Raw genomic sequence first — 24,557 nt, 5'->3', positions numbered from 1 at the left:
TTTGCACTTTCATAGACTCGGGATTGTTATTAGATAACCAATGATAGAATAAAGCCAATGGTTTTGACAAGCTCCATTTGGCCTGTGGCAGCTAAATTCCCAATTCTTTACATAGCAAGGAGCCTTATTCGAGAATTCTCAGGTTAGAGAGTTGGGGCATTCTGCTCCTGAGGGATAGGGGAATTTCCAGGCCGTTTCCAGGTGAATGACGGACCTTGTCCATATCTCCAAGAAAGGATTTTGCCTATTCTGAAAATACGGATCGGTTAAAGCAAGGGTAACTCTTAATAGGCATTTGCTTCATTTCGATCATTTGTTCAGCTTTATTAGTTAACTGGTAGAATCCCATGAAAAATGGCCTATTTACCATTCAACCTTACTGGTTGGGGCACACCTGGGTTTTCGATGCGCCGGAAGTTGGGCTTTGGTGCAGAGCTTTTTGTGGCGGGAGCAGATTCTATTTTGACTTAACTGGTTAAAGCCCGTCTTGGCCTAGAACCCAAAGAAGGAGCCCAATTTCAGTTAATTTTTAGTGCCCAAGGTTTTCCCGGTTATCATCTGCAATTTGAACGCCGAGAAGAGGAATAGGGTGGCCATTGATACGTTAGCAAGGATAAGGACTGGGGCTGGCTGTGTCCGACGGCATTAAACTTCTTTACCCAATGGTTATCCAGAAAGTCTATACGTTAGAGTTTGTCCTATTTTTGATAGTACCAAAATTGCCACTAATTCTGAGTAAAAGCAAAACTTAGCCCACCACACTTATAGTTGATTTAATTGAAAGTAAGACACCGACTAAAGCTAAAAGCGTGTTTGGTAAAGACTTTAGTCATCTCAATCTTATTTGAATTGACTATAACTTTAGAATTTTTCTTTCTGTGGTTTTATGATTCTGAACAAACGTATTTTAAAGCCCTCTGGGTATATTGTATTGGGCACAAAATATCAAGTGTTCCAGATTGGGGGTTTACCAATTGTGAAGGTGGAAATAACTAAACATTATGACTGGCCAATTCTTTATATTTTTTGCAGATTTGGCCCTCTACCTAGGTAACTGTTGTTACAAAGCCTTGACATTGACTTTGTTAGATTAGCAAGGAACTTTCAGTCAGGGGTCTAGATCGGTGAGTCCAGTTTACATATCAGTCGTAGAGGGTAATCCCCATCTCCGCTCTCTATTAAGCTGGCATCTGCAGCAGAGCGGCTACCTTGTCCAACAATGTAGCGGTTTTCACCAAGCTCGCCAGGCATTTAACAATCAATTGCCCACCCTGGCGGTGATTGATTCTGACCTCACCGACGGAGATGGCATTGAACTTTGTCGTTGGCTATATCAACAGCACCAGTCGATGATTTTTATTCTTTCCGCCAAGGATACAGAAAAAGATATTGTCTATGGGCTCAAGGCCGGGGCTGACGATTATCTGACTAAGCCTTTTGGCATGCAGGAGTTTTTAGCCAGAATAGAGTGCTTGATCCGTCGTGTCCGCACAGTGGCGGCCCCTTTGCTGTTGGACTATGGGGTATTAAAAATTGACCTGGTACAACGGCGGGTGGAATATCAAGGCAATTTTGTTGACCTCACCCCCCAGGAGTTTAGTCTGCTTTACGTGCTCACCCAAGCCGAAGGTAGCGCCCTCAGCCGTACTGAATTGCTCCGCCGGGCCTGGCCCGAGGCGATCGACAATCCCCGCACCATCGACACCCATGTCCTTTCCCTGCGGAAAAAAATCGAAACTGATCCACGCCAGCCGAGTTTAATTCAGACAGTACGCAACGTGGGTTATCGTTTCAATTCCTCTATTCTGGAAGAAAAAAAACCGGTGGAGGAAAAAACGTTGTCCCTGAAATCCACTGAAATGTCTGTCCTTACCTAGGGGAGGATAAACTGCCGTAGTAAAGCTCCTCTGTTTTCACCGTTAGCACCTGAGGCGGGGTGGCATCGGGGGGATACATCAAGTCCACCGTCACTTCCCGTTGTTCCCCTGGTTGCATATTGAGGGTAATGAGGGGATTACTCATTTCTCCCCGTCGTTGGGTGAGGTGGAAAAATCTTTGTTGCAGTTGGTTTTGATTATCCACATAGCTAACCCGCACTGTCCCCCGAAAGAAGACCTGGCCACTAGGTTGGCGCATGAAAAATAAGCGATCATTGTACTGATCCTGTTTGATGGGGGTTTGCAGGGTCAGGGAAACGCTCTGTCTATTATTGGTCACATTTTTGAGTGGCAGTTTCAACTGGTAATGAACGCCGTAGTTTCCGTGGGCAAGGTAAGCTGTATCGGGATAGCGAGCAAGCATGGGAGCACTTTGTACCTGTTGGGTAGCGTAGGTGCCAACGCTGACGGTGCTGAGGGGATAGGAAAAAGCTCTACCCCGTTGGGGAATGCTCAGGAACTGGGCTCTGGGGCCATCCAATAGAGTTGCCTGCCAGGATGCGCCCTGGGAAATGCCGGCCACCCGTCCATAAATGGGGGTTCTGGGGGCTCCAGGCCGGATTTGATCTGGGGGGGTGGGGGCTAAGTCCCTGGGGTAAGCCAAATAACCCCGATATAGCATTGCTTGCCAGTTGTCTAAATTGGGGGCCCGGTAGGTCACTGAAGGGGTAGGTAGATTGGCACCAGCGCTGGCAGTATCTACCACTGGGGTATATTCCGGCACAGCGTACATAGCAAGGTTCGCCATGTAAATGGGGCCGTCGCTCTGGAGTCGGAGATAGGTGGAACGGGCACTGCTCCGGTTAATGGGTAGGGAAAATAGCAGTCGGGTTTGCCCCGGAGGAATAATAACTTGACTGGGAAAGCCAGCTTGGGTGTTGCCCCGTAATAATTGACTCATGAGTTTAGAGCCAGGGCCAGAATAGAACTGTCCGTGGGGGTCTTCTACGGTGGGGGCTAAGTTAATAAAGGGGGCATCGGGCCCAGTGAGGTAACTACCGCCCTGGAGAATCCGGACAGTGATGGTTCTGTCGGTGGGGTTGCCCATTAACACTCCTTGGTAAAGGGTGCGGGAATCCCTTGGCCGGGCGATATGGTGGGAGAAAAAGTCAAAACGACCGTTGAGGGCCTTGTTGAGGTGGGCGTTGGGGTAATATTTGCGGTCGGTGGGAAAGGTGGAGAGTAGAATTCCTTCCCCCTCCACCACTTCTGGACTATTACTGTTAAAAACGGGAATCTGGTCAAGTTGCCCCGGCAAAGGTCTTATTTCCTGCGGCTGAACAATATAATCTGCTTCGATTGGCTGGATGGGGGCAGTAACTATTTGAGCCAACATCATGGGGGAAAGCAGTGGGAGCATAATTTGTCCGCTGAAATGAAGAATTAGGAAGGCTGTTGGGGGTCAAGCAAAATTAACTTTTACTTAGAGTGCTATTTGGAACTTGTCTTGTCAAGTTACCGTCTCGGACTATTTGACTTTCCGGGGAGAAAATTTTGAGATCTTCCAGGGGTCAATGACCGGATTCCGGGGCAAAAACCATTAATGGTGGGATTATGGCTGTGATTTTTCGTGGTTGGCTGAGTTTTTTGCCTTTTAGCTTGGTTATATTTTTGGCGATCGCCAGTGCCAGGGGAGAGGCCCAGGTTCCGGAAGTGGAAAATCCGCTGGATTTGGATCCGGCTGTGGTGGAGAACAGTCCAACTTTGCAACGGTGGTGGCACGAAACTCCAGATTTATTTGAGCAAAATAGCAATGATCCGGCATTCTTGACTCGGGTGCGGTTGGGTTACAACTATTTTCCCGACGATGATCAACCCAGTGGGGCGGCGATCGGGGTGGAAGATTTATTCATTGGTCAATCCCCTTTAAGTGTCAGCGGTGACTACTACACTAATTTTGCCGGACAACAGGGGGGCGGTGCCAACCTCCAATATTACCTTTTGCCCCTCGGTTGGTACGTCAACGTTACTCCCCTAGTCGGTTACCGGGCGATCGCCCAGAATGACTACCACAGTGAAGGGGTTAATGTGGGGGGTAAAGTGATGCTAGCACTTTCCCGCACCGGAGCAGCGGACATCAGCTTCAGCCAAAATTTTGTTGCCCCTGGAGGCACAGCGGAAGTAGGCATTAGCACTCTTTCCGTGGGCTATGCTCTGACTCCTCAATGGCGCATTGCCACGGATTTACAGCGGCAAAATTCCCCCGCCTACCGGGAGAGTCGTTTTGGTGTTTATTTGGAATGGCAACCCCAACAGCGCTAGATGATTTCACGAAAATCGTAGGGAAGCAGTGGAGTAAACTTTCTGTGGTATGATGCTTAATCGCTGACGAAGCGGTAGTCTCCCAATTGCTGGGGGTGTGGCGGAATGGTAGACGCTGCGGATTTAAAATCCGTTGAGCCTTATAAGCTCGTGAGAGTTCGAGTCTCTCCACCCCCATCCAAATAAACTTTATTGTTTTTTCCTCGCATCCCCAAAGGGGTCGTCCAGGTTTATCCCAACCCCCGCTCACTCCCCGGCACCCATCATTTGAACTAGGGTACCCTGGCTGGCCGTTAGGTAGATTTGCGTCAATGTCTGTTTGATTTCCTTTGCGACTTCGTAGTTTAACGGCAGATCCCCAAGACGTTCAATCTGTTGCAAGGGATTATCTGGCGGGGCGATCGCCGGCAATGTAGCGGATAAATCAGTCCTGTACTGCCAAAATCTGCTGATGGTATCTTGTTGCTCCGCTTTAGTTTGTTTTTGGGGCTTTGGCGTTGCAGTGTCTTCCTTCGCATCCACGGCGATCGCCATGCAGTCTACTAAAAGGCTCTGATCATAGTTGGCCAGTAGTTCCGGATTGAGCCGTCGATAACAACTTAGCTGCTCCAGTAACTCAGTACGACTTTTGCCCCGTAAACGGAAAATGACAAAAGGATCTTCTTGGAAATGATCCGCTAGCTGATAGTACACCGCACCGATATGCTTACAGGGGTTAGCCTGATCTGGACAGGTACAACGGGAGTGGATTTCCCCCAGGGTAAAGGGAAATAAATTTAAACCATTCTGAACAAATACCTGTTCAATACTTGGAGGCATCGCCCCACTTAGTAATTGGGCCGCGTACAGGGCTTGTTGCGCTAGGGTTGCCACCACATAATGCCAATCCTCATCACTGAAGCAATCCAAACCCAGGGTAACCTGATAAGGCTCCACCTCAGTGCCCTGCACTAGAGCAGTTAATTGACTCTCAACAAACTGCAAACTGAGCACATTGCCTTCCCTGGCATAATTTCTGGCCCGTTCCAGACGCTTCTTAAAACGGTAGGAATCCAATAGTTCCAGCCATCGATCCACCCACCATTGCCGTTGCTCAATTTGAACCTCTGTCATAGTCGGCTCCAACCCTGCTAGCTAAAAGCTTTTGATAAAAATCACCGCCAGTATTGTAGCGATTTTCGTCCAGCGACTCGATCAGATTGTTATGGGGTTTACCCCAACCCGGGGGATTGTCAACCAACTATGGACACACCATTATGGTTATAGAAAATAAGTTCTGAATAAGAATTGAGTATTAACACCACAACATGTTCAGTAATCAACAGGGATACAGCCATGGATTGAGTTGTACCCTAGACGGGTTATCAATGGTCAAAAGAAATGCCCAACGGCAAAAAAAGCTATTGGAGTTGGGTTTATTGGCCAATGGGAACAGCACCTTTTTTGAGGAAGCCACCCAAATCATTGCCCGCAATCTGGGGCTCCCCATTTGCTTAGCTAGTTTGATGGTAGAAGACGAAATCCTAATTAATTCTGCGGTGGGAATGTGTAGTCTGGGTTTAGCCAACTCGGTTGTGTTTTCCCGGCGGATCAGTCGCAGTGATGCTTACTGCACCCTGGTGGTGGATAGTGCCATGCCACTAATGGTTACCGATGCCCTGACGGAACCATTTTTTGCTGAGGGAGAATTATGCCAGCATTATGGCATTAGGGCTTACTTAGGAACTCCCCTGTTAACGAGGGACGGTATTTGTCTTGGGGCTTTGGCAGTGTTGGGCTTTTCTCCCCATCGATTTACGGAACAGGATTTAGCTCTGCTCAATATGACTGCCCGTTGGTGTATGGGGGAAATTGAATGTCAAGCCCATCTCAACGGTAATAATAGCAATATTCATCAATCAGACAATAGTTCTGCTCAGTTGAGTCCGATCGCCGTCGCTAATCATCAGTCTGCATCTGTCAGCGAAGAGAAGTTTTATCCAAAGGAGGAGTCATACCATTCCCCAGAGGCGGTCAAACTACAATTAGTCCCCTATCACCTCAGCCGTATTCAACGGGATTTAACGTCAATAATTGGCATGGCCAGTGTGGTCAACAGTGGAGTTTTTGGGGAATTAAATGAGAAGCAAAAACAATATCTAGAAATTATTCACCAGAGTGGACAAAGGATCGGTCAAGCTATCGAAGAAATCCTAGAAATGGAGCGAATCAGGCCCGATCGCCAGGGTCTAAGGATCAGCAATGTCAATTTAGAATTATTGGGGGAATATTGGCGCGATAAAATGGCAACCATACTTAGCCAAAATCAATTGAACTTTAACCTTTCCTTAGAGTCAGGCTTGAAATATTGGCCCCTGGACAGGGTCAAAGTTAGGCAAGGAATATACTATCTTCTCCTCAGTTTATTGGGGGAGGGGATAACCAATGGCACATTACGCATCCAGGCTTCTTCGGACCGAGAATACTTGCATTTCTCTGTCTGGGCCGACTATCCCCAGATAGCTCTACAGGATCTACTAATCCCGGGCACATCCCATGGTGGGCCCCTGCAAGAACACCCAGAAGAAAATCAGGGAGAAGTGATTGTACCATTAACTTTGGAACACTTAGCCCTCAAACTACAGGGCCATAGTCAGGAAAATCAGGGCCACCATTGCCAACGGATTTTAGCCCTAATCCTCAGTTTTTATTTCATCAAAAGTCATCAAGGAAAAATTTTTCTGCAGGGCAGCGACACCACTGGTTATTACTACTTGGTACAATGGCCCGCCATATCATCTCAAATAAGTACAAACCATGGTAGAGAAAAATTTTCGCCCTCCACACCCTTGCCTATTTAGAGGTCAGAAAAGCTCTCTCCCTTGAGTAAACCAGCATTGATTTTATTGGTGACCAATTCCCGGTACATGGCCAGTTCCTGGGAAAGCAGTTCATAACGAGGCTTGCAATGTAGCGCCCAGGACTTGATGTTGGATTCTTCTTCCTTGGTAACTACACCATTGGCCACCGCCTGTTCTATTAAAGTACGCAGGTAGTCCAACTCTTGGGTTTCTTCTGGGGTCAATTGCTGCGGATTAGGAAGTTCTACGTTCATGGTAAAAACGGGGCTTAAGCCCCGTCCTTTAGGACGGCTTGGGGTCAGGATGGGAGCAGAGGGTGCGAAAGCCGGGGAGCTGTCATCGCACCTTAAAAGCCAGCTCTAGGAAGGCTATGCAATGGTGCCGTACCTAGCTATCCCCATTTTAACGCTCTGCTCGTCCTTAAGGCTCCCCTTTTTGACATCCTCCCTTCCGCAAACGAAGGGGTTCATAAACCTCTGATAGACAGGAGGTTTGCTCAAAAGACTAGACCACTAGGGTTGAACTTTGACAGTGGCAAAGTCCGTGGTGGGAATGTGGGGAGCAGTTAAAGCTTCCGCATAGACCCGGGGATTGGTTTCCGCAATCTGTACGTAGGATTGGCGGACTTGATTGTTCACGGCTACTGTGGTCGCATCGTAAACTTGGGTAGCTATTTTAGGATAAAGACCCACCCCGATAATCGGTAGCAGGAAGCAAGCCGCAATGAAAATTTCCCGGGGCCGGGCATCGTCATAGATGGCATTGCCGGGCAGTACACAATTGGTGCCAAAGCAAACAGCTTCTTGGTCAGAATTGGGGGAGAGACTATCCTGCTCTAGGTTACAAGAAGGGGGGATGTTGTTACCGTAGAAGAGTTGGCGCAACATCGATAGTAGGTAAATAGGAGTCAGCACTAGACCCACCGCAGCGAGGAACACGGTCACCGTTTTAAAGGGGGTGCTGTAAATATCACTGGAGCTGACCCCAACGAATACAGCTAATTCACTGACAAAACCGCTCATGCCGGGGAGGGCTAGGGATGCCATAGCTCCCATGGTGAACAGGGCAAAAACCGTGGGCATTACTTTGCCAATGTTCCCCATCTGGGCCAAGGAAAGGGTGTGGGTCCGGTCATAGGTGACACCGGCAAGGAAAAAGAGTACGGCGGCAATTAAACCGTGGGAGAGCATCTGCAACATGGCCCCACTGATACCCAAGTCAGTAAATGAAGCAATGCCCAGTAGCACAAAGCCCATGTGGGAAACGGAGGAGTAGGCCAAGCGGCGCTTCATGTTGTCCTGGGCAAAGGAGGAAAAACCACCGTAGATGATGTTAACTACCCCAAGGATGACTAGGATGGGCGCAAAGTAAACGTGGGCATCTTCCAATAGGCCAAGGTTCAAACGGATTAGGCCATAACCACCCATTTTTAGCAGTACTCCGGCCAGAATCATGGAGACAGGGGCAGAGGCTTCTCCGTGGGCATCGGGCAACCAGGTATGGAAGGGGAAAATGGCTAATTTAACGCCAAAGGCAATCAGTAGGCCGGCGTATAAAAAGATTTCCAAGGCGATCGGATAATTTTTTAGACCAAGTTCGGCAATGTCAAAGGTGGTCACATCACCATAGAAGGCTAAGCCCAGGGCGGCAACAAGAATGAAGATGGAAGCGGCAGCGGTGTAGAGCAAAAATTTCATGGCTGCATACTGCCGTCTTTGGCCACCCCAGATACAAACGAGAAGGTAAACTGGCACCAATTCCAGTTCCCACATGATGAATAGTAGGAGCATATCCTGGGCGACAAAAACGCCTATCTGGGCTGCATAGAGCACCAGCATTAAAAAGTAGAACAGGCGGGGCTTATGGTTCACTTGCCAGGCGGCAAAAATTGAAAGGGTGGTAACCAATCCGGCCAATAACACTAGGGGCATGGAGATGCCATCCACGGAAACACTCCAGCTGAGCCCAAATTGGGGAATCCAGCTAAATTTTTCCTGGAGCTGAAAACCGTTATTGCTGATGTCGTAGTTAGTCCAAAAAACGTAGCTCATCAAAACAAAATCCGCTAGACCTACACCTAGGGCATACCAGCGGACTTGTTTGCCATCTTTGTCGGGAATTAACGGAATGAAGAGGGCGGCGACTAACGGCAGGGCAATGATCGTTGTCAGCCAGGGGAAGTGTTCCAACATGGTGATGAGAATAAATACCTAGTGATCTTCCTCCGATTATATTAAACTTTGTAAACTTTTGAGAACTTTTTTTGAGATTTTCCCTATAACAGTCAGAGACTGAGCTCTATCAATATTGAACAAGTTTTTAACTTAAGCTTTTCCCAGCCCAACTTTATTAAACTCCTGCTATCCCTCTACCATCATTGTGGGAATGGAGTAACGGACTTTTTTGTCAGGGTTAAAAATTTCTCTCTAACGGAAAGTATCTTGAGCCAGGGCCATTACTTGACCAAAAGGTAGGGGTCGAGAAAATAAATAACCCTGGCCGTAGTCGCAACCAAGGGATTGCAAAATCTCTAGTTGTGCTTGGGTTTCAATGCCTTCGGCTACTACTGTCATGCCCAAGGCGTGGGAGAGTTGCAAAATGGCAGAGCAAATACTTTCACTGTTTTGATTGGTGCCCAAGCCATCCACAAAGGATTTATCAATTTTTACCCGATCAATTTTGTACTCATTCAGGTATTGTAAGCTGGAATAACCTGTACCAAAATCGTCCAACACTAACGCAAAACCTTGGGAACGGCAATTTTCAATCCAGGGAGCAGAGCTTTCGCCGCTAAAAAGGGTGCGTTCGATGATCTCTAGCTTTACCTTATCGGGGGTTAGCCCATAGTGGTCTACCTTTTCTAGTAGCCAGGGAATAAAATCTTCACTGTTGGTTTGCCGACCAACAATATTGAAACTCATCAACAGATCCGGGTTAAATTTTGTCTGTAAAGTTTTTAAATCTTTCAATCCTTGTTCAATTACCCATTGACCAATGGGAATAATTAAGTCTGTTGCCTCCGCCACCTGGATAAAACGATCAGGGCGTACGAAGCCCCGTTTAGGACTTTGCCAACGGATTAGAGCTTCAAACCCTTCGATGCGTAGGTCATCCATGAAAACAATGGGCTGGTATACCAGATGGAATTGTTCCTTGGCGATCGCCTCTTTCATTTCCCCTTCTAAACGGATCATATCCACTGCATCAGTGATGCGTTCTTTGAGGGAAAGTTTAGCTTTAGTCAGGGCTGCATCCAAGGCTAAAGTCGGCTCACTGGTACCACGAAAATTATTGCTTTCAGAACGAAAATGTCCTATCACCACCAACAATAGCAGGCGTAAAATGGGGTCGGCCGTGTCGATGCGTTGGTTAACTTGATCTGGGGTGACCAGAGAAAGAATGCAATCCGTTAGGGCGGAAGCTGAAGCAGAACGGGGTTTGGCATCCACCAGTGCCAATTCCCCAAATAAACTACCCGGTGGCAATACATTCAGCACCCGGCGATCGCCATGGAGTTCTGTCCAAATTTCCACCTGCCCTTCTTCGACGATATAGGCAAAATTACCCTGATCTCCTTCACTGAAAATGGGATCACCAGCCCGGTAATGACGAGCAGTAAGTTGGGCATTGGAGGGATTCATGGCGGTGATGGGATTTTGCGATGAAATGGTGGGATTAATCAGCAATCAAGCTAAATTAACGCCTTCCGACGGTGCAATTGTCAAAAATTGTGACTGTTCCTCTCTCCAGTTAATATTCCTGGGCAAACAGAGGCTAAACTTGGAGGGCTTGTTGCTTTGCCTCCATGGTTAAAGGTTAACGGATTTAATCGGCGCCAAAGGCCCTAAACCCTAACACCTCCTTGATTGTATGACGCTCATCGACACCAACAGCCTCCATAATGCCGCCTTTGTGTTGGGAACAGTTCTCTTTGTCGGAATCCTCGTTTGGTCAGTGTGGTTTGCCTTCCACATGGACTGACTTGGTTGCCATCCCCATAAACTATTTGCTTAATTCTTAAATTACTGGGGATTTTTGCTCTCCACCGCTACCAAAGTCCAGGTTTTAGCACTGGCGTCTGCGGGGGGATTGGGCACTGTAGTTTCTAGAACCCGAAGTTGATAGTAATAGCCTGGTTCATACTCAAAACCAACGATGGAACCATAATGGAATTTCCAACTCTGGTCAGGGTTCCCTTCTTTGATCTGTAAGCATTCCATCGGGGCAACGCCGGTACAAGCAACTTTGGCAGGGGCAACAAAAATAATTTTTTCCACCCCGTCCGTTTGTCCAGATTGCCCGTAGGAAGAAACATCTTGATCGTTCTTGTTTTCCTGGGTTGACCCGTCCACCGTTAGAGCTTTAAAAACTAACTGCTTCGTTTCTCCATCATTGAGATACTCAATGACCAATTCTCCGCTAGTCAAAATTTCATATTTCTGGGCATTAACTAAGGCTTGGATAAATTGCTGTTCCTGTTCCATTAAAGGTTCGGAGCAGGCCATCATGGTGGAAGCCATGCGGTCATCTACGGTCAAAATTTCTCCATCAATGGTGAATTGCCCCATCAACCGATTACAGCCCCCTGTGCCCGCCAGGCGATCGCCAAGGAACTCAAGCTGGGGCATTCTTGCTGTGGCTTCGTTGGTAAGAGGTTCCACACCGGCCATGGTCACCAGTTGCCATTGGGTGTTGTGGAGAACGCTGTACTGACTGGCGGGAATAAAAGTAATAGTGCCCTCTTTGCCATCCCCAAGGTAAGTTAGTGTCAGTTGTCCATTGTTGCCAATGTTGTAGGCTGTAACCTGGCTGAGCAGTTGTAAAAACTTTTGTTCTTGGGCCATAACCTCTTCCGCGCAGGCTTTTCTAGTTGTGGCCAAAGCTGGGCCAATGGTTAAACTGCCGCCATCACCGGTGTAGCTACCGTTAAAATTGTTACAGCCCCCCGTCCCACTCAGGCGATCGCCGATGAATTGCAACGTAATGGGAGCACTGCCCGGCACTGGAGAGCTAGGCCAGTCGCTAATATACCAAGTAGTATCCTGGAGTTGTTGGGGCGTAGCTGTTTCCATGGCCTGAACAGAATTGATGGGGAAAAAAAGTTGGGTCTTACCCACAGGGGCCAATGCCAATCCGCCCATAATGGCAGCAAAAAACAAAGTCCGAGAAAAGTTCAAGCGCATGATGACAGTTTTGCAATTAACTGGAAAAGAACATATCTACATACCCTAATTTTACCATTGACAATTTTTGCCTAGAATTGGGGCGGAACAGTTCCCCAACTGTTTTCCCGGCAGTTAAATCCTGGTTAACGGTCTTTGTTGAAGCATTCAGTCATTTTTGCCCATGCCCCGTCCCTTTGATCGATCAAAAAAACGCCTCGCAGTACCCCTTTGGTATGAACGTATACTAGCTTTAATTTTGCTGGCTAACTATGGCCTAGTCCTATTTGACTTGACCTATATTCCCCTTAGGGATTTTTGGTTACAGGGGACGATGCAGCTATCTATCAAGGTTGGCCCCTTCCAGCGGGCATTCCCCAAGCAACCAGTGCGGATTTTTCCGTTCGACATTACTCCTTATTACGATTGGGTTAAGGGCATTGAACCCTACCGTTCCACCACTGCCTATTTAGAATTAGTAGATAAGCTAAACAATAAACTAGATGAGCAAGCCCTCGATGGCTCCGGCAACATACAACAGGCAGAAGAAATCGACAATATTTTAGACGAACTACGTCAAGAAAGTGCCCAAATGATTGTGGAAAATCCCTTTCAGATTGCCAACAAAACCGGCACATTTGAGCGGATTAAAAATCGTATGCGGGTTCATGTTTTTGGTTCCACCGATGCCTCTGCCACCCAATCGTTTGAGACTTTTTGGTCTAAGGAGTATCTCTTAAAAAATGGTTTAACTAGCCAACTGCTCTTTTTTGACCGGGAGATTAGACCGCTGATGGCCACCAATTATTTTCGTGAAATCGGCGAAAATGGCCAGCCCATTGATAATTTTGGTTTAATTGACTTTCCTTTCTTTGTTATTTTTCTGGTAGATTTTTTGGGCCGCACCCGCTTAATTAGTCTGCGTTACCGGGGGGTCAGTTGGGTTGATGCCATGCTATGGCGTTGGTATGATTTCTTTTTGTTTTTACCATTTTTCCGTTGGTTGCGTATTATTCCCCTAACCGTAAGGCTAGATAAAGCCAAATTAATGGATTTAAATAAAGTCAAGGGACAAGCTACCCAGGGCTTTGTGGCTATTATTGCCGAAGATATGACAGAAGTGATCGTAGTGCGGCTAGTGGAGCAAATGCAGCAATTAGTCAGGGAGGGAGCTCTGCGAAAACTTTTAGACCGAGCGAAAACTACCCAATATATTAACATTAATAATCGTAACGAATTAGTGGAAATTATTAGAATTATTTCCCAGGTCTTGTTGCAGAAAGTGTTGCCGGAAGTGGAGCCAGAAGTTCAGGATTTTATGCTGTATAACATGCAGTCTTCCCTAGATCAAATTTATGGCTACAGTCAATTGCAAAATTTGCCTGGGGTTAAGAATATGCAACGGGAAATGATGGCTAATATGATCGCAATTTTTTACCAACGTACACTGATTATTTTACAGAGCTTCTTGGAAAAGGATACGGAATTTGATCGACTGTGGGAAAATTTGTTGACTAAGCTTACAACTGAACTCAATTTAGAACTTAATCAACAACATTATCTAGAGGACATCGAGGAATTATTAATTGATTTTCTTGAAGAGTTTAAAATTAATTATCTGCAAAAACTTTCTGAGGCTGATATTGAACTCATTTTAGGAAACACAGCTAGTTAGTATTGAGGAAGCCGGCGATGACGAGAATCTATTGTGGTGCATTATGCAGACATCCAATGGGCAGCCTTCCGTTTCCGATACCTAATTCAAATATCAAGATTGAGATGCTCACCCCTGACCGAGATATGGCCTTGAAAATTTCGGGTACCTTGGCGGAAAACTTTTTTGCCAATTATAGTTGATTTAATTGAAAGTAAGACACTGACCGGAGCTAAAAGGCTCTTTGGTAAAGGCTTTAGTCGTCTTAATCTTACTTTGATCGACTATACTCCGGCATCGCGTATTTCCATTGTGTGTCTCTGCAACGGTAAGGCACTACATGCCCACAATGTTTTGAGTTTTGATCGGCCGTCAATAACATCAACTGCTCAATCTAAAATATAGTTGATTTAATTGAAAGTAAGACACCGACTAGAGCTAAAAGCGTCTTTGGTAAAGACTTTTATCATCTCAATCTTATTTGAATTGACTATATTAAATAATGCGAGAATACAAGTAATTGAAAGTTATTGCCCTTGCCCATCCTCCAGCTCATTGACAGGCTCCAACCGCCAGAAATGACGGGACTTGTATTTCTTTTTTCTTGGTCAACGTTGATTGATTGCCTGCTCGGTTTTAGCGTCAAAAAGATGGATTTTGTGGGGGTTGATCGCCAACCAGAGTTGTTCTCCAACCTGGAGTGGATGATCGGGGGCAATGCGGGCCTGGAGGGTCAGTTCCGGTTCGGTAACTAAATGGGCATAGATGAAAGTATCGTTCCCAAGGGCTTCTACCAAATTTACCTTGATGGGAAATGCTTCGGAGCCTTCGGTGCTGGGGGTAAAACTTTCTGGCCGTACTCCTAAAATTAAGGAACGACCGACGTAGGGGGCCACTAAACCCTGCCAGGATTCTGGCAAATTGAGGGCAAAGGCCGGATGTTGCAACAGGTTAGCGGAAACTACTTTGAGGGTAAAAAAGTTCATCGGCGGGGAACCAATAAATTCGGCCACAAAACGGTTCGCCGGTTGGTTATACAGGGTTAACGGGGAAGCAATTTGTTGTATTACCCCTTGGTTGAGCACCGCGATGCGATCGCCCATGGTCATGGCTTCGGTTTGGTCGTGGGTGACGTAAATGGTGGTAATGCCCAGTTGTCGCTGAATTTGCACAATCTGACTGCGGGTTTCCGCCCTTAGCTTCGCATCCAGGTTGGACAGGGGTTCATCCATTAAAAAAACCTGGGGATTCCTGGCGATCGCCCGACCGAGGGCCACCCGTTGCTTTTGGCCACCGGATAATTGTTTGGGCAGTCGGTCTAGCAAATGGTCAATTTGCAATTGTTGGGCCACTTGGTTGACCCGTTGTCCCAGAAGTTTTTCCTGGGTAGAAAGGTAGTGCAAAGATTTTGGTAAGGGTTTGGTGATTCCCCGCAAACTGTCCCCTACCCAACGGGGTAATTTATCCTCAGTTTGACTATTTTCCCGATCGGGCATGCGCCGTAAACCAAAGGCAATGTTGTCGTAAACACTTAGGTGGGGATAGAGGGCATAGTTCTGGAACACCATGGCAATGTCCCGGGCCTTGGGCGGTAAATCGTTCACCCGGCGATCGCCAATGTAAATCTGTCCCCCCGTAACGGTTTCCAGCCCCGCAATTAACCGGAGGAGAGTACTTTTGCCACAACCGGACGGCCCCACCAGAACCATAAACTCCCCGTCGGCAACTTCCAGGTTAATGGCCTTAAGCACATTCACTGTTCCGCCGTCTTTAGCTTTATTTTTGCCTTGGGTGGGGAAACTTTTGTAGAGATTTTCGACAATTACCTGGGCCACAGCGGAAACCGAAATCAATGTACATCAAGGCATCCTAGCATCTTCACCGGGGCTATTCTTGGGATTAAAATTGATCTGCTAAACTCCGTGTAACTCGAAACCCACAGTTTTGAGCATTGCCCTTTAAATCCCCCAATTCTGGAGGACTTTGAACTTTAATAGGCTGAAAACTTTCCCCAAGTTTCGGGGGTGGGGGACAAAAAACCGAAGTTCCCAAAATAGACTTGAATTTAACTCCCCAAAGTTTGCCGCAAACTGGTTTCTAAATCTGGAGCCTGGAATTGAAACCTGGTTTTGGCGATCGCCTCCGGCAGAACCCGTTGACCTTCCAGTACTAATTTAGCCCCTTCCCCCAGCAATAATTCCAACGCAATATCCGGCACCGGCAACCAGGAAGGACGGGCTAACACTTTGCCCAAGGTGTGGCAAAAATCCTTCATTTTGACTGGATTAGGCGCAGTGGCATTGTATGCTCCTCGTAAAGTTGAGTCCGTTAAAGCCTTATCTATCAAAGCAATTAAGTCCCGGCGATCAATCCAGGAAAACCACTGCTCTCCACTGCCCAAAGGCCCGCCGGCAAAGAGTTTGAATGGTGGCAACATTTTGCCCAATGCTCCCCCATCGGCCCCCAGCACAATACCAATGCGAAAAATTACTAACCTAATCCCCAATTTCTCTACTTGCTGGGCAGCATTTTCCCACGCCTGACAAACCTCCGCCAGAAAATCATCCCCGGCAGTACTATTTTCAGCAAAAGTCTCTGTCTCGCTGGTGCCGTAGTAACCAATGGCTGACCCGGAAATCATTACCTGGGGCTTCCGTTCCGCTTTGGCGATCGCCTCCACCAACTTTTCCGTACCCAGTTTTCTACTGTCAAAAATCGCTGTTTTATAACTCTCCGTCCACCGTTCCGAAATGGGTTCCCCCGCTAAATTAATCACCGCATCTTGGCCATCAACGGCCTTTTGCCAGTCTCCGGTTTTAGTCGCTTCATAGGCGATCGCCGTTAGGTTGGGAAAGCTTGAGGGGGGAAATAGCCGTTGGGCCTTGGCCACACTCCGCACCAATAAAGTTAGCCCATGGCCCTGTTGATGTAGCATGGGCACCAAAGCACGCCCCACAAAACCCGTCGCTCCAGTCAAAATAATTTTCATTAATGTACACCTCCTAACACCAGGGGTAATGGGCCACCGCCAATCTTTCCCATCTTAGGGGGAACTGCCCGCACTGACCAACCCAGCGTCAAAATCCTGGGGGGAGAAGGAGTGGGTTAAAATGAAAGCCTGCATTGTATTGTCAATGTTCCCCAGAGGATCTACCCAATGATTGAGATGAGAGTAGCTGGCATTGCCCTCGATGCGGTGAGTCGCAGTCCCATCGTATTGCTCAAGGATGGATCTGAACGGCGGGCCTTGCCCATCTACATCAGCCAAGACCAAGCCCGGTCAATCATTGCGGCCATAGAAAATCAAAAACCGAGCCGTCCCCTTACCCACGATTTAATGGTGAATTTGCTCACCGCCTGGGAAGTGGAACTAAAAAAAATTATCATCCATTCCCTGCAAGACAATACCTTTTATGCTGTGTTGTCCTGTGCCCAGGGGGATCAAGTTAAAGAAATTGATTGTCGTCCCAGTGATGCCATTTCCCTCGCCTTGAGGATGGACAGTCCCATTTGGGTGATGGAAGAAGTGTTGGCCGATGCTTCCATTCCGGTGGACCGGGATGCGGACGAGGAGGAAAGACAAGCTTTCCGTGATTTTCTTGACAATGTTAGTCCAGAGACTTTAATTAAGCAGGCTCGCCTCAGTTCCGACAGCTTTGAAGCAGAATCCGATAGTTAAACTCGTTAGTACTTTTGAGTGATATTTCCGTTAGGCAAGTTGTTACTTGGCTCTAACAACAGGAAGCAATGGAAACCAGGGGTAGTAAAGAAATAATTTTTCTAGGTTGATTGTTAAACTTAATTGTTGACTAGAAATTTAGCTTGTGTTTGCCCATGACTGTTGTCCCTGACTACCTCGCCCACCTCAACCCTTCCCAACGGCGGGCAGTGGAGCACTTTTGTGGCCCCCTTTTAGTGGTGGCCGGGGCCGGGTCAGGGAAAACTAGGGCCTTAACCTACCGCATTGCCCATCTAATTCGCCAGCATCATATCAATCCAGAAAATATTTTGGCGGTAACCTTCACCAATAAGGCCGCCAAAGAAATGAAAGAACGCTTGGAGAAAATTTTTGCCCAGGCTTGGGCCCAACAGGAGTTTAACCAACGGTGGGAATTACTGGGGGAATACGAACAAAAACAATTGCTTTCCAAAGTATATAAAAAAGTTACTAAACCTTTGTGGATCGGCACTTTCCACAGTCTCTGTTCCCGCATTCTCCGCTATGACATTGATAAATATCGGGACGAAAGTGGTCGTACTTGGACGAAAAAATTTTCTATTTTTGATGAAAATGACGTGCAAAGTTTGTTCAAGACCATTGTTACTAAGGATATGGATTTGGACGAAAAGCAATTCAACCCTAAAAGTATCCGTTACCAGGTGAGCAATGCCAAAAACCTTGGCCAGTCTCCGAGTGACTATCTACGGGAAAATCACAGTTATAAAGGTAGAGTTATTGCCGAAGTTTACCAGGCTTACCAAAATCAATTGGCGGCCAATAATGCCCTAGATTTTGATGATTTAATCCTTGTGCCGACCCGTTTATTTCAACAAAATGAGAGCATTTTAGGCTACTGGCACCGAAAATTTAATCATATTTTGGTGGATGAATATCAAGATACCAACCGTATCCAGTATGATCTAATTCGTTTGCTCAGCACCAACGGAGAAGACCGACGGTCGGAGTGGGATTGGCGGGGGCGTTCCACTTTTGTTGTAGGGGATGCGGACCAGTCCATTTACAGCTTCCGGATGGCAGACTTTACCATTTTGCTCAATTTCCAAGAGGATTTTGGCGATCGCCTGGGGGATGGGGAAACGGCCACCATGGTCAAACTGGAGGAAAATTACCGTTCCCGGGAAAATATCCTAGAGGCAGCGAACCATTTAATTGAGCATAATAGCCAACGGATCGACAAGGTCCTAAAACCAACCCGGAGCGGCGGGGATGACATTATTCTTTACCAAGCGGATGACGAAAGGGATGAGTCTCGTTTTGTGATTAATAAAATTCTGACCCTAAAGAAAAATAATCCCGAATTAAGTTTTGGTGATTTTGCCATTTTGTATCGCACCAATGCCCAATCCCGTGCCTTTGAGGAACAGTTATTAAATAATAATATTCGCTACAACATTGTCGGTGGTTTTCGCTTTTACGATCGCCAGGAAATTAAGGATGCCATTGCTTACCTCCGGGTGTTGGTTAATCCCGCGGATACCGTTAGTCTTTTACGTATTATCAATACTCCCCGGCGGGGCATCGGCAAATCCACCATTGAAGGTTTTGTTAATGCCTCCAAGGAGTTAGACATTCCCCTGTGGGAAATTATCACCGATGAAACCTCTGTGAATACCCTAGCCGGGCGATCGGCCAAGAAAACCCTCCAATTTGCCCGCATGCTCCAGGAGATCCAAGGTCAGATTGGCGACCTTTCCGCATCGGAAGCCCTCAATTTGGTGTTGGAAAAGTCTAACTATGTGGAAGATTTGAAACAAAAAGGTACCGAAGAAGCGGATAACCGTCTAGCGAATCTGGGGGAATTGGACAATGCGGTACGACAGTTTGAAGCGGAAAGTGAGGACCCCAGCCTAGTGGAATTTTTGGCTTCAGCATCCCTCACCTCTGACCTTGATGATCTCGAGGAATCCGGGGATGAAGTTTCCCTCATGACCCTCCACTCCGCCAAAGGTTTGGAATTTCCGGTGGTATTTTTGGTGGGTTTAGAACAGGGCACTTGTCCCCACGCCCGCAGTTTAAATGATCCTTTAGATCTGGAGGAGGAACGCCGTTTATGTTACGTGGGCATTACCCGGGCCCAGGAAAATCTCTTTTTAACCTATGCCCGCATGCGTTATGTCTGGGGGTCTTTGGAAACTAAAATCCCCTCCCAATTCCTACAGGAATTACCGCCGGACTTACTTGCCGATGGCTCCATGGGTCGCAAAACTTCCTCCAGTAAATTCCAGTCTGACCCTAGGGGACCTTCCATTGCCCAAAAACAAGCCCGGAACAAGGCTGGTTCCCAGTCGACTAAGGCACCCCCGCCCGCTTCAAGTCTGGTCTGGAACGTTGGCGATCGGGTAATACACAAAAATTTTGGTGAAGGGGTGGTGACCCACATCTTAGGCAAGGGCCACAAAGGCAATTTAGGGATCAAATTCCCCGGCATCGGAGTAAAAATCATTGACCCTAGTTTTGCTCCCCTCCAGCGTCCTTAAATATGCTTGATATAGTCGTTTCTAGTAAGACTGAGGCAGTCAAATTCATCGAAAAGCTTATCAATAAAGACTTAAGCAGTCTCGAAATTATTTGAAATGACTATAATAATCGGGGTAGGTGTGCGCCATAGGCTGAAGAAATTGCCCTGAATCTTCCTGGGGCAGTTGAGATCCGACAGTCCCGCCCAATATCTCAACCCATGGCATAAAATTACGCATCAGAGGGGTTAACGGGGAAGAAAAATTCCACTCCTTGGTCGATTAAATGTTGGTTATTGGCCAAAATTTCCCTTTTGAAGTTCCATGCTAGGACGTAGTAGATGTCCGGTAAACTGGTCAGCTCTTTTTCAATTAGTAGGGGAATGTGCATGCCCGGGGAAACTAATCCCCGCCGTAACTCATTTTTTTCCACCAAATAGTCTAAATATTGAGTACCAATGCCAAAATAATTGAGCAATGTATTCCCTTTCACCGGAGCGCCAAAGCCCCAAATGGTTTTACCCGCCTGCTTGGCTTGGTCCAAATAGGCAAGGTTTTCCGCCTTCATAGTTTCAATGCGTTGGGCAAAATCAAGATAGGTTTGGTAATCATTACTTTTTTCATCGATCTCCGCTTGACGCATTGCCTGTAAACGTTCCGTAGGTTGCCGTTTGCCCTGGTGGGTGACAAAACCGACAATGGAACCACCGTGAATGGGGGCCAAGTAAGCGTCGAACATGGATAGCCCATGGCGATTGAGCAGCACTTCAATGGTTTGGAGATTATAGTACAACAAATGCTCATGGTAAATCTGGTCAAAAGCCAGGTTTTCCACAATGCGTTTCATATAAAGAAACTGCACCACAAACACTCCGTCTTCCGCCAACGCTTCCCGGATTCCTTCCGTGACGGAATGGAGTTCTTCCAGATGGAAAAATACCCCCGCCGCATTAATGGCAGAAAACTTACGCCCCAACTTTTCTACCACATCAAGATTGAAAAAATCATTGAGGGTGGGAACGCCGGCATCATTGGCAATTTTGGCGGTGGTTTTGGAGGACTCTACCCCCAACACGTCATAGCCCAGGGCTTGGAAATGCTTTAACTGGGTACCGTCGTTGGAACCAATGTCCAGCACTGATTTTCCAGGGGTATCGGCAAAAAAGCGTTCGTCCACCTCCTGGGCCACTTTGGCAAAGTGATCACTGAGGGATTTGGTCACACCGGATAGATAGGTGTGGTCCCCGAACATAATTTCTTTTTTAACGGTATAGTCCAACTGCACGGTGCCGCAGTCCTGGCAATATAACACTCTCAGGGGATAGTAGGGTTCCTGGCCTACTTCCGCCGGGGTGAGAAAATGGTTGCACCAGGGTTGTTCTCCCAAATCGATCGCCAAATCCAGACGGGTAGAATCGCAAACACGGCACTGCATAGGGGCTAACCAAAAAATAAAAACCAGGTCTATGGGCAAGACAGGGCTATCTTCCCACGTTTGTCGTTTTGGCTCAAGCTAGGGGGAAGGAATTGAGCTAATCAAGACTTGGGGCCGAATTTCTTGCAAATTGGTGATAGTGGCATCGGCCCCTAACAGGTTCCCCATGGCGTAGCCGGGCCAATGAATGGCGATCGCCCCCTGGGCCCCGGCCCCCTTGGCCATGGTGATATCCCCCTGGGCATCCCCAATCATTAGGGTTTGCTCTGGTGTAACGTTCAATTCCTGGCAAGTTAAAAGGTACAGAGCTGGATCGGGCTTACTTAATCCCTGGTCAGAACCCTTGGCCACATCCACCAGACTTTCCAATTTATGATCACGAATAAATCGTTCCACACTCCATTGGCGGGCAGCGGAAAGGATAGCAACTTTGACCCCTTGGCTTTGCCAAAATTGAAGACTTTTTTCCACCCCGGGGAACATGGGACAGGTGTCGCCATTGGCAATAATTTGGCGGTCGGCCTCATCAAAACAACTATTGGCCATATCTAAACTTTCAAACCAGCCATAGCCCTGTTCGGCAATGTAGCTAGCGGCGGCAATAATGTTATCCCGGCGACTGCCCACCGCCATCAATCCCCCCGGATCCAATTGTTCATTGCTACGGTCAAAACCAAAGGCCCCCGCCAGGCGATCGCCAAAATTGGGTTTTGGTATTTCTTGCTCCAATAACGCTAACCGAGCCACGGTGAGTTTTTCCAGATACACTTTGGAATTCTCTAGGGTACCGTCCTTATCGAAAATGAGGGCTTGGATATGGGTAAAGGTTTTGCCTTGAACGGTGATGCTGACCAAATTAACTCCTACAAACAAGTAGCGATCACCTAAGCTTGTACTACTTTAAGACTGGCCACAACAGGTTTCGTAACCCAAACTCGCCAAAATTAGATCACTGACGGCGTTGGCCACGGCAAATTCGCTAAAAAAACTTTCCCGAAAATCAAAAGCCTGCATTTCTGTCACAATGGCAATCACCAGGGAACCAAGATCATTTTCCCCTTCCAACCTTTGGCGTACAAAAATTTGGGCCGCCCGTTCTGCAATGGTGTCGTTAATCCTTTCCGGGATAAACTCCTGGTTCAACCACTGTTGTAGTCCCTCCTTCAACCAAGTTCCTTCTTGAGCGGGATCTTGGATTGGGGGCAAGGTGATGGGGGGAATGGGTTCAACGGCCATGGCTTCAGGACACTTTAGTTTACAAACGTTGAGGCAACATTGGGCAAAGGTGGGCAATTCACAGCCATCCTAGCAGATTGCCCGATCGCCAAAAGATAAGTTTGAAAGTTTGGCTAAAACAGAAAATAGCGTTGGGCCATGGGTAGCACTATGGCCGGTTCACAGGTGAGTAATTCCCCATCGGCCCGCACCTCGTAGGTTTCCGGATCCACCTCAATGTGGGGCAAATAATCGTTTAGTTTTAAATCCCGTTTCGTTAACTGACGAATATTTTTCACCGCCACCACTGGTTTTTGCAGTCCCAACCTTTCCCCAATATCTTTTTTGGCCGCTTTCTGGGACACAAAGGTGACACTCGTAGCGGCGATCGCCCCGCCATAACTGGCAAACATGGGTTGCATATGCACCGGCTGAGGGGAGGGAATACTAGCATTGGCATCCCCCATCTGGGCGTAGGCCACCATGCCCCCCTTAATGACTAATTCCGGTTTAACTCCAAAAAAGGCTGGATTCCAAAGGCACAGGTCTGCCAATTTGCCCACTTCCACCGAACCAATTTCCTCAGCAATGCCGTGGGTAATGGCAGGGTTGATGGTGTACTTGGCCACGTACCGCTTAGCCCGGAGATTATCGTTATTTCCCCTTTCACCAATTAGAGAGCCCCGTTGCACCTTCATTTTGTGGGCCGTTTGCCAGGTGCGACAGACCACTTCCCCCACCCGCCCCATGGCTTGGGAATCGGAGGAAATAATGCTGAAAGCTCCCAAATCGTGCAAAATATCTTCCGCCGCAATGGTTTCCCTCCGGATACGGGATTCAGCAAAGGCCACATCTTCTGCAATATCGGGATCGAGGTGGTGACAATGCATCAACATGTCTAGGTGTTCTTCCAGGGTATTGACCGTGTAGGGCCGGGTGGGATTGGTGGAGGAGGGAAGGACGTTCAACTCTCCACAAATTTTGATGATGTCCGGCGCGTGGCCACCACCGGCCCCTTCGGTGTGGTAGGTGTGAATGACACGATTTTTCAGGGCGGCAATGGTGGTTTCCACAAACCCTGCTTCATTGAGGGTGTCGGTGTGGATCGCCACTTGAACGTCATAATCTTCCGCTACGCTCAAACAGGTATCGATGGTTGCCGGGGTGGTGCCCCAATCCTCATGGAGTTTGAGACCGATCGCCCCGGCCCTGATTTGTTCTGCTAAGGCCGCTGGCTGACTGCCATTGCCTTTACCCAAAAAACCGAGGTTAACGGGGAAAGCATCGGCCGCCTGTAACATACGGTGAATATTCCATGCCCCGGGAGTACAAGTGGTGGCATTGGTGCCCGTCGTTGGCCCAGTGCCCCCCCCCACTAGGGTGGTAATCCCCGAAGCTATGGCCGTTTCAATTTGCTGGGGGCAAATAAAATGCACATGGGCGTCAATGCCTCCCGCTGTTAGGATCATGCCCTCTCCAGCGATCGCCTCGGTGCTGGGGCCAATGATGATGGAAACCTTGTCTTGAATATGGGGATTTCCCGCTTTGCCAATGGCACAGATGCGCCCATCTTTAATGCCCACATCGGCTTTGACGATGCCCCACCAATCGAGAATTAGGGCGTTGGTAATTACCACATCCACCGCCCCCTCCGCCCGGCTTAAGGGAGATTGTCCCATGCCATCCCGCACCACCTTACCGCCGCCAAACTTGACCTCATCACCATAGGTGGTATAGTCCTGTTCCACCTCGATAAATAATTCTGTATCGGCTAACCGGACTTTATCCCCCACCGTCGGGCCAAAGGTGTGGGCGTAGCTGTGGCGGTCCATCCGATAGCTCATGGCAATAATT

18 protein-coding genes and 1 tRNA gene are annotated in these 24,557 nt (G+C 47.7%); 7 read left to right on the top strand and 12 right to left on the bottom strand.

Going from position 1 to position 24,557, the window contains the following annotated elements; translation table 11 throughout:
- The first annotated feature begins 1,124 nt into the window (after positions 1 to 1,124).
- Positions 1,125 to 1,877 (top strand): response regulator transcription factor, encoded by a 753-nt coding sequence (locus D082_RS01180; protein ID WP_028946761.1) that lies wholly within the window; start codon positions 1,125 to 1,127, stop codon positions 1,875 to 1,877.
- On the opposite strand, the gene D082_RS01175 is transcribed toward D082_RS01180, so the two are convergent.
- A complete protein-coding gene (locus D082_RS01175; RefSeq protein ID WP_028946762.1) occupies positions 1,870 to 3,297 on the bottom strand; it encodes a DUF3370 domain-containing protein in 1,428 nt (475 codons plus the stop codon). The genes D082_RS01180 and D082_RS01175 overlap by 8 nt on opposite strands.
- Positions 3,298 to 3,491: 194 nt before the next feature.
- Here D082_RS01175 and D082_RS01170 point away from each other — a divergent pair, with 194 nt between their 5' ends.
- Positions 3,492 to 4,199, top strand: a complete 708-nt coding sequence (locus D082_RS01170; protein ID WP_028946763.1) for a hypothetical protein — start codon at positions 3,492 to 3,494, stop codon at positions 4,197 to 4,199.
- A gap of 91 nt (positions 4,200 to 4,290) precedes the next feature.
- Positions 4,291 to 4,376, top strand: a tRNA-Leu gene (locus D082_RS01165).
- Positions 4,377 to 4,445: 69 nt separating this feature from the next.
- Here the strand turns inward: D082_RS01165 and D082_RS01160 are convergent.
- Complete coding sequence (locus D082_RS01160; RefSeq protein WP_028946764.1) at positions 4,446 to 5,312, bottom strand: SWIM zinc finger family protein; 867 nt, start codon at positions 5,310 to 5,312, stop codon at positions 4,446 to 4,448.
- 254 nt (positions 5,313 to 5,566) lie between these two features.
- Between D082_RS01160 and D082_RS01155 the strand changes: the two genes are divergently transcribed.
- Entirely contained in the window at positions 5,567 to 7,039 is a 1,473-nt protein-coding gene (locus tag D082_RS01155; protein WP_238546783.1) for a GAF domain-containing protein, read from the top strand.
- Here the strand turns inward: D082_RS01155 and D082_RS01150 are convergent.
- The 4 genes from D082_RS01150 to D082_RS01135 form a co-directional block, all read right to left on the bottom strand.
- On the bottom strand, positions 7,036 to 7,293 hold the full coding sequence (locus D082_RS01150; protein WP_028946766.1) for a hypothetical protein: 258 nt from the start codon (positions 7,291 to 7,293) through the stop codon (positions 7,036 to 7,038). The genes D082_RS01155 and D082_RS01150 overlap by 4 nt on opposite strands.
- A gap of 258 nt (positions 7,294 to 7,551) precedes the next feature.
- The gene (locus D082_RS01145) at positions 7,552 to 9,231 is read right to left on the bottom strand and encodes an NAD(P)H-quinone oxidoreductase subunit 4 (RefSeq protein ID WP_028946767.1); all 1,680 of its coding nucleotides are present in this window, start codon (positions 9,229 to 9,231) and stop codon (positions 7,552 to 7,554) included.
- A 234-nt stretch (positions 9,232 to 9,465) separates the two neighbouring features.
- Positions 9,466 to 10,680: an EAL domain-containing protein gene (locus tag D082_RS01140; RefSeq protein WP_028946768.1), complete on the bottom strand. Its 1,215-nt coding sequence runs from the start codon at positions 10,678 to 10,680 to the stop codon at positions 9,466 to 9,468.
- A gap of 381 nt (positions 10,681 to 11,061) precedes the next feature.
- The gene (locus tag D082_RS01135; protein ID WP_238546782.1) at positions 11,062 to 12,180 is read right to left on the bottom strand and encodes an META domain-containing protein; all 1,119 of its coding nucleotides are present in this window, start codon (positions 12,178 to 12,180) and stop codon (positions 11,062 to 11,064) included.
- 205 nt (positions 12,181 to 12,385) lie between these two features.
- Between D082_RS01135 and D082_RS01130 the strand changes: the two genes are divergently transcribed.
- Positions 12,386 to 13,876, top strand: a complete 1,491-nt coding sequence (locus tag D082_RS01130) for a hypothetical protein (RefSeq protein WP_028946769.1) — start codon at positions 12,386 to 12,388, stop codon at positions 13,874 to 13,876.
- Positions 13,877 to 14,463: 587 nt separating this feature from the next.
- On the opposite strand, the gene D082_RS01125 is transcribed toward D082_RS01130, so the two are convergent.
- Together D082_RS01125 and D082_RS01120 are read right to left on the bottom strand one after the other, a co-directional pair.
- Positions 14,464 to 15,690, bottom strand: a complete 1,227-nt coding sequence (locus D082_RS01125; protein ID WP_028946770.1) for an ABC transporter ATP-binding protein — start codon at positions 15,688 to 15,690, stop codon at positions 14,464 to 14,466.
- Between the two features lie 230 nt (positions 15,691 to 15,920).
- Complete coding sequence (locus D082_RS01120; RefSeq protein ID WP_028946771.1) at positions 15,921 to 16,844, bottom strand: TIGR01777 family oxidoreductase; 924 nt, start codon at positions 16,842 to 16,844, stop codon at positions 15,921 to 15,923.
- Between the two features lie 168 nt (positions 16,845 to 17,012).
- Between D082_RS01120 and D082_RS01115 the strand changes: the two genes are divergently transcribed.
- Positions 17,013 to 17,534, top strand: coding sequence for a bifunctional nuclease family protein (locus D082_RS01115; protein WP_028946772.1), 522 nt, complete (start codon positions 17,013 to 17,015; stop codon positions 17,532 to 17,534).
- A 149-nt stretch (positions 17,535 to 17,683) separates the two neighbouring features.
- On the top strand, positions 17,684 to 20,074 hold the full coding sequence (pcrA, locus tag D082_RS01110; RefSeq protein ID WP_202963096.1) for a DNA helicase PcrA: 2,391 nt from the start codon (positions 17,684 to 17,686) through the stop codon (positions 20,072 to 20,074).
- Between the two features lie 211 nt (positions 20,075 to 20,285).
- Here the strand turns inward: pcrA and D082_RS01105 are convergent, their stop codons facing one another.
- The 4 genes from D082_RS01105 to ureC form a co-directional block, all read right to left on the bottom strand.
- A complete protein-coding gene (locus D082_RS01105; RefSeq protein WP_028946774.1) occupies positions 20,286 to 21,488 on the bottom strand; it encodes a class I SAM-dependent methyltransferase in 1,203 nt (400 codons plus the stop codon).
- A 78-nt stretch (positions 21,489 to 21,566) separates the two neighbouring features.
- On the bottom strand, positions 21,567 to 22,343 hold the full coding sequence (locus D082_RS01100; protein ID WP_028946775.1) for an HAD family hydrolase: 777 nt from the start codon (positions 22,341 to 22,343) through the stop codon (positions 21,567 to 21,569).
- A gap of 45 nt (positions 22,344 to 22,388) precedes the next feature.
- A complete protein-coding gene (locus D082_RS01095) occupies positions 22,389 to 22,724 on the bottom strand; it encodes a hypothetical protein (protein ID WP_028946776.1) in 336 nt (111 codons plus the stop codon).
- Between the two features lie 113 nt (positions 22,725 to 22,837).
- Positions 22,838 to 24,547 (bottom strand): urease subunit alpha, encoded by a 1,710-nt coding sequence (ureC, locus tag D082_RS01090; RefSeq protein WP_028946777.1) that lies wholly within the window; start codon positions 24,545 to 24,547, stop codon positions 22,838 to 22,840.
- Positions 24,548 to 24,557 lie beyond the last annotated feature (10 nt).

Source organism: Synechocystis sp. PCC 6714, assembly GCF_000478825.2.
Classification (GTDB): Bacteria; Cyanobacteriota; Cyanobacteriia; order Cyanobacteriales; family Microcystaceae; genus Synechocystis.
The sequence above is the reverse complement of the archived record's forward strand: the minus strand, read 5'-3'. Positions and strand labels throughout refer to the sequence as shown.

Excerpts from the sequence above, each read along its gene's own strand:
- D082_RS01175 (WP_028946762.1), bottom strand. The coding sequence starts at position 3,297 with ATGCTCCCACTGCTTTCCCCCATGATGTTGGCTCAAATAGTTACTGCC.
- D082_RS01170 (WP_028946763.1), top strand. The coding sequence starts at position 3,492 with ATGGCTGTGATTTTTCGTGGTTGGCTGAGTTTTTTGCCTTTTAGCTTG.
- D082_RS01160 (WP_028946764.1), bottom strand. The coding sequence starts at position 5,312 with ATGACAGAGGTTCAAATTGAGCAACGGCAATGGTGGGTGGATCGATGG.
- D082_RS01155 (WP_238546783.1), top strand. The coding sequence starts at position 5,567 with ATGGTCAAAAGAAATGCCCAACGGCAAAAAAAGCTATTGGAGTTGGGT.
- D082_RS01150 (WP_028946766.1), bottom strand. The coding sequence starts at position 7,293 with ATGAACGTAGAACTTCCTAATCCGCAGCAATTGACCCCAGAAGAAACC.
- D082_RS01145 (WP_028946767.1), bottom strand. The coding sequence starts at position 9,231 with ATGTTGGAACACTTCCCCTGGCTGACAACGATCATTGCCCTGCCGTTA.
- D082_RS01140 (WP_028946768.1), bottom strand. The coding sequence starts at position 10,680 with ATGAATCCCTCCAATGCCCAACTTACTGCTCGTCATTACCGGGCTGGT.
- D082_RS01135 (WP_238546782.1), bottom strand. The coding sequence starts at position 12,180 with ATGGGCGGATTGGCATTGGCCCCTGTGGGTAAGACCCAACTTTTTTTC.
- D082_RS01130 (WP_028946769.1), top strand. The coding sequence starts at position 12,386 with ATGCCCCGTCCCTTTGATCGATCAAAAAAACGCCTCGCAGTACCCCTT.
- D082_RS01120 (WP_028946771.1), bottom strand. The coding sequence starts at position 16,844 with ATGAAAATTATTTTGACTGGAGCGACGGGTTTTGTGGGGCGTGCTTTG.
- D082_RS01115 (WP_028946772.1), top strand. The coding sequence starts at position 17,013 with ATGATTGAGATGAGAGTAGCTGGCATTGCCCTCGATGCGGTGAGTCGC.
- D082_RS01105 (WP_028946774.1), bottom strand. The coding sequence starts at position 21,488 with ATGCAGTGCCGTGTTTGCGATTCTACCCGTCTGGATTTGGCGATCGAT.
- D082_RS01095 (WP_028946776.1), bottom strand. The coding sequence starts at position 22,724 with ATGGCCGTTGAACCCATTCCCCCCATCACCTTGCCCCCAATCCAAGAT.
- ureC (WP_028946777.1), bottom strand. The coding sequence starts at position 24,547 with ATGAGCTATCGGATGGACCGCCACAGCTACGCCCACACCTTTGGCCCG.